Source organism: Kitasatospora sp. NPDC036934 (genome assembly GCF_055608425.1).
In genome coordinates this window covers 1-1735 of sequence record NZ_JBVJQR010000075.1, presented here as the reverse complement: position 1 = coordinate 1735, position 1735 = coordinate 1, and the positions used below count along the sequence as shown (strand labels likewise).

The 1735-nt window shown below is 73.6% G+C and carries 2 protein-coding genes; both read right to left on the bottom strand.

Annotated elements, in window-relative coordinates; translation table 11 throughout:
* Positions 1-1444: condensation domain-containing protein (locus ACZ7BZ_RS38295; RefSeq protein ID WP_470362414.1), on the bottom strand; the 1444-nt coding region annotated here is incomplete at its 3' end.
* Positions 1445-1523: 79 nt separating this feature from the next.
* Positions 1524-1735 (bottom strand): phosphopantetheine-binding protein (locus ACZ7BZ_RS38290; RefSeq protein ID WP_380464132.1); only part of this gene is annotated, 212 nt, incomplete at its 5' end.

Here is a 1735-nt window from a genome sequence, read left to right as displayed (position 1 = left end):
TCGCGGCCGCGCGGGCCTCGAACAGCTCGGGGACCGCGCCGGCCGGCAGCGTGGTGACCGGGCCGTGCCGGTCGGAGAGCAGCTGGGCCCGCTCCACCGGGCCGAGGACCTCGATCGCCCCGATCGGCGCGTCCGGGTCGGTGGCGGCCGCCCGCAGCACCCGGGCCAGGCGCTCGCCCAGGGTGGCGGCGGTGGCGTGGTCGAAGAGGTCGGCGGCGTACTCCACGGCCCCGGTCAGGCCGTTGGCGGTGCCGTCGGCGTCGTGCTGCTCGACGAAGGCGAACGAGAGGTCGAACTTGGCCAGGTGCTGTTCGAGGACGTACTCCCGGCAGCTGAGGCCGGCGAAGTCGGCGGGGAGGTCCTCGTCGCTGTCCAGGGTCACCATGGTCTGGAACAGCGGGTGACGGGCCGGGAGCCGGGCCGGGTTGAGCTGTTCGACCAGGCGCTCGAAGGGGACGTCCTGGTGGTCGAAGGCGTCCAGGTCGGTGCGGCGGACGCGCTCCAGCAGTTCGCGGAAGGTCGGATCGCCCGACGTGTCGGTGCGCAGCACCACGGTGTTGACGAAGAAGCCGACCAGGTCGTCCAGCGCCTCGTCGGTGCGTCCGGCCACCGCGGTGCCCAGCGGCAGGTCGGTGCCGGCGCCGAGCCGGGTGTAGAGGGTGGCGACGGCGGCCTGCAGCACCATGAACAGGCTGGCGCGCTCCTCGGCGGCCAACCGGGCCAGGGCGGCGTGGAGTTCGGCGTCCAGGCTGAGGACGGCGGAGCCGCCGCGGTGGCTCGGCGCGGCCGGTCTCGGCCGGTCGCGGGGGAGGTCCAGCTCCTCCGGGGCCTCGGCCAGGGCGCTCTTCCAGTAGGCGAGTTGGGTGGAGAGCTGGCTCTCCGGGTCGTCCTCGGCGCCGAGTACCTCGCGCTGCCAGAGGGTGTAGTCGGCGTACTGGACGGGCAGCGGCTCCCACTGCGGCGCGGTGTCGGCCAGCCGGGCTCGGTAGGCGTCGTCCAGGTCGCGGAAGAGCGGTGGGACGGACCAGGCGTCGCTGGCGATGTGGTGCATCAGCACCAGCAGCACGTGCTCCTGGTCGGAGAGCGAGAACAGGCTGCAGCGGACCGGGAGTTCGGTGGCGAGGTCGAAGACGTGCCGCATCGCCGCGTCCAGCCGGACGGATAGCTCGGCCTCGTCGGCCACCGGCTCCGCCGCCACCGCGGCGGACCGGACGGCGGGGCTGTCCGATCCGGCGATCGACTGCTGCGGCCGGCCGTCGGTGGCCGGGAAGGTGGTGCGCAGCACCTCGTGCCGAGTGAGTACGTCCCGGAGGGCGAGGGTGAGCGCGGCGGTGTCGATCGCGCCGGTCAGCCGGACGGCGAACGGGGTGTTGTAGAGCGCGCTCGGGCCCTCGAGCTGTTCGATGAACCACAGCCGCTGCTGCGCGAACGACAACGGGATCACGGTGTGCCTCCGGCGGGTGACGTGCTGAGTTGGGGACGTGACGGTCGGGCCACCTGGGACGGCCGGTGGCGTGCGTGACCTACGAGGCGCTGCCGGGCCGGCGCATCGGCCGGAGGGCGGGGCGGGCCTTGCGGGCCGCGGGCAGCGCGGTGGAGAGTTCGCCGACCGTGGGGTGGTCGAAGAGGGTGCGGATCGACAGCTCGACGCCGAGGGCGGTGCGGATCCGGCTGACCAGTTTGGTGGCGAGCAGGGAGTGGCCGCCGAGGTCGAAGAAGCCGTCGTCGATGCTGA